This is a genomic window from Bradyrhizobium retamae (assembly GCF_001440415.1).
Lineage (GTDB): Bacteria > Pseudomonadota > Alphaproteobacteria > Rhizobiales > Xanthobacteraceae > Bradyrhizobium > Bradyrhizobium retamae.
This window is the reverse complement of the sequence record NZ_LLYA01000095.1, coordinates 1-1,878: the sequence shown is the minus strand read 5'-3', so window position 1 is coordinate 1,878 and position 1,878 is coordinate 1. Positions and strand designations below refer to the sequence as shown.

Annotated in this window: 2 protein-coding genes; one reads left to right on the top strand and one right to left on the bottom strand. The window is 55.4% G+C overall.

The features are described 5' to 3' along the window. Positions 1–430 (top strand): transposase (locus CQ13_RS11560; protein WP_156433627.1); only part of this gene is annotated, 430 nt, incomplete at its 5' end. A gap of 435 nt (positions 431–865) precedes the next feature. Here the strand turns inward: CQ13_RS11560 and CQ13_RS11555 are convergent. After that, a partial coding sequence (locus tag CQ13_RS11555) for a thioesterase domain-containing protein (protein ID WP_245309142.1) occupies positions 866–1,878 on the bottom strand: 1,013 nt, incomplete at its 5' end.

The window sequence follows — 1,878 nt, the reverse complement described above, 5'->3', positions numbered from 1 at the left end:
CCATTTCCCCACCAGTCCAAACCATTCTGTCAGATTAAGTCGAGACTTTTACACCGTTCCCGGTATCGGTCCCCTGACTGCCCTGTCCTTCGTCGTTACCATCGACGACCCCACTCGCTTCAGACATTCCGCCGATGTGGGTGCCTATCTAGGCCTGACACCAAGACGTCATCAATCCGGTGAGATGGATCGCACTGGCCGCATCTCCAAGCGCGGCAACCACCAGATGCGAACTTATTTGTTCGAGGCGGCGAACGTCCTGCTGACCGTTGTCAGGCGAGGTTCTGCGCTCAAGCGCTGGGGCAGCAAGCTGGCCAAACGCATCGGCGCCAAAAAGGCCAAGGTTGCCCTCGCTCGCAAAATGGCTGTCATCCTCCATGCCATCTGGACCGATGGCACCGAATTCCAGGCAGAGATGTGCACCGCATGAACCAATCTTAAACCAACCCGGATCCGCCTTCGGCGGAACAAGCGTCCCTGCCGGGACGAAGGTGTGGGCAATCTCGAAGTCGCCCCTGCGGGCTTTACGCACCGCGCTCTTAACATCGGGATGCCACACCTCTTGAACGCCATCATGCGGCGCTCCTGCATAGAGACGACCGCGGAAAGAACCATGAACCCGGCAGCGGATCATTTTTGTCTATCGGGGTTGACATCGTGCCCGCGATTAAAGAACGGACGACTACGCACCGCGCTCTTCACATCGAGATGCACACCTCTTGAACGCCATCATGCGGCGGCTCCTGGAGAGACGACCGCGGAAAGAACCATGAACCCGGCAGTGGATCACTTTGTCTATCGGGGTTGACACCGTGCCCGCGATTAAAGAACGGACCGCATATTTGGGTGGCCGAGCGCCTGTGATTCAAGCTCCCAAATTGGGGTTTATGGCCGCTGATATGGATCGAGCCAGAACTCGGCGGTTCTCTGGAGCACTCATCATCGTCATGTGGTTGCCTGGAATTGGCACAGCATGAATGGCCGCTGCACTCAAAACTTGGTCCCAACCGCGTATGGGTGAACTGGCCTCTGTGGCATAAAACTGATGTATTTCAACGGGCAGGGATGGAACTTGGTATAACTGCAGCGCCCTTCGAAATTGGGCAATTCTTGCACACCTCAAAGCGTCAATTTCGAGATCATGATCTAGAGGTAGCGCCCCAAGTTGCTGCGCCTTTTCAAGCAACTGGGCAACTGAACTTTGTCTAGCAAAGTGCTCCAACACTTCGAACCGCTCATCATCCAAGGGCTTGAGAGACTCTAGCACCATTTCTAGTACTATTTTGGCTGGCGACATGCTCAATGGATTTGCAGGTAACGTAACATCGATGAAAGCCATGAATGACACAGTTTCATCGAGGCTTAGTAAGCGCTGGGCAATTGCGTAGGCCAAGAATGCCCCTGAGGAATATCCGGCGAAGCGATATGGGCCTTGCGGCTGAATCTCTTTGATCGCCGAGATTAGTTGCGAGGCTATCGCCTCAAGAGTTGGCGAACAAAGTTCATCGAAGGACGGCCATGGCAGAGCATAGACAGGACAGTCTATGTCCATTTCTTTGACCAAACTGACGACATAGGAACAATCCCCCAAACCTGTAGGAACAAAGAAGAGTGGCGCTTGCGATCCCGTTACACGAACGGATAGCACTCCAGCTGCATTGCGGTGCGGCTGCTGCAACTCAACCTTCGACGTAAGTTTCTGCAAAACAGGGGCTTGGAAGAGGTCGGCGGCGCTGAGCTTCAGCCCAAGATCGAGCGCTCGACTGAGCAACTGCACCGCCAAGAGCGAGTGGCCGCCCAGTTCGAAGAAGTGGTCGTGGCGCCCGACCCGCTCAACACCCAGAAGCTCGGCCCAGATCGTCGCCAGCGCCGTCTCGA